Genomic DNA, 1206 nt, shown 5'->3' with positions numbered 1-1206 from the left:
CCGCCCGCGCCGCCCCCCGCGGCCCCCCCCCCCCCGCGGGGCACCCCCGGCGGGCGGGGGGGCCCCGCTGCTTCTCCCACGGCGCACGGCGCTGGGGGACGGACCGGGTGTGGAACGGCCGCTCAAAGCGTTCCGCACCCGCCCCGTGGCATCCCGGCGCCGTGCGCGAGGGCGGTCGGCGAACCGACCGCCTGCCGGGGCCCGCCGGAGCCCCGTCCGCGTCCGACCGCCGCGGGTGTCCGGGCCACCCCAGGGGGGAGGGGGTGGCACGGGCACGCCGTTCCGCGTCGATCGGCCGCACCTACAAGGTAAGACGTACCGGGGCCGGCAAAGTTACGTCCGGCGGGTGTGAGTTGGCTCTCGCTACGGTCCGCTCACCGGCATTCACCCGCCCATACCACACGCGTGCGGGCGATCAACGTCACCCTCCCCGCAGACGCGGCAACCCAGCGTGATAGGAATCGTGTCATTCCAGGACGGACAGGGCGGGAGATGTAGCGATGGCCAGGAGCGTTGTCGTCACCGGGGGTGGCACCGGGATCGGCCTGGAGATCGCCCGCAGGTTCGTCGAAGCGGGTGACCGGGTGGTGATCGTGGGCCGGCGCCGGGCGGTGCTGGAGGCGGCCGTCGAGCGGCTGGGCGGCGCGGTCAGCCTGCTGGTCTGCGACCTGGCCGACCCGGACGAGGTGGAGGCGGCGCTGCGGGTGCTGCCCGCCCGGATCGACGTGCTGGTCAACAACGCGGGCAGCCGGGAGACCGGGTTCGGGGTCGGCCCGCACGCCCTGCTGGCCCGCTGGCGCGGTGACTTCGAGCGCAACGTGCTGACCGCGGTGCTGCTCACCGAGTCGGTGCGGGACCGGCTGACCCCGGGCGAGGGCCGGGTGGTGACGATCAGTTCCATCGCGGCGCTGCGCGGGGCCGGCTCGTTCGGCGCGGCCAAGGCCTCGCTGCACGCCTGGAACCACTTCCTGGCCGCCCAGCTGGGACCGTCCGGGATCACCGCCAACATCGTGGCGCCGGGCACGGTGGCCGGCACCGAGTTCTTCGGCCCCCGGCTGGACGAGGCAGAGGTCTCCCGCCGGGCCGCGCGCACCCTGCTGGGCCGGATCGGCGAGACCGGCGAGGTCGCGGCCGCCGTGCACTTCCTCTCCTCGCCGGAGGCCGGGTTCATCACCGGCGAGATCCTGCACTGCAACGGCGGGGAGC

General features: G+C 75.3%; 1 protein-coding gene. It reads left to right on the top strand.

Going from position 1 to position 1206, the window contains the following annotated elements; genetic code table 11:
• Window positions 1-500: 500 nt before the first annotated feature.
• Window positions 501-1206 (top strand): SDR family NAD(P)-dependent oxidoreductase (locus ACFW1A_RS40605; RefSeq protein WP_380418784.1); only part of this gene is annotated, 706 nt, incomplete at its 3' end.

Origin of the sequence: Kitasatospora sp. NPDC058965 (assembly GCF_042741245.1) — a bacterium.
GTDB lineage: Bacteria > Actinomycetota > Actinomycetes > Streptomycetales > Streptomycetaceae > Kitasatospora.
Note: the sequence above shows the minus strand (reverse complement) of the source record. Positions and strands in the feature narration are given on the sequence as shown.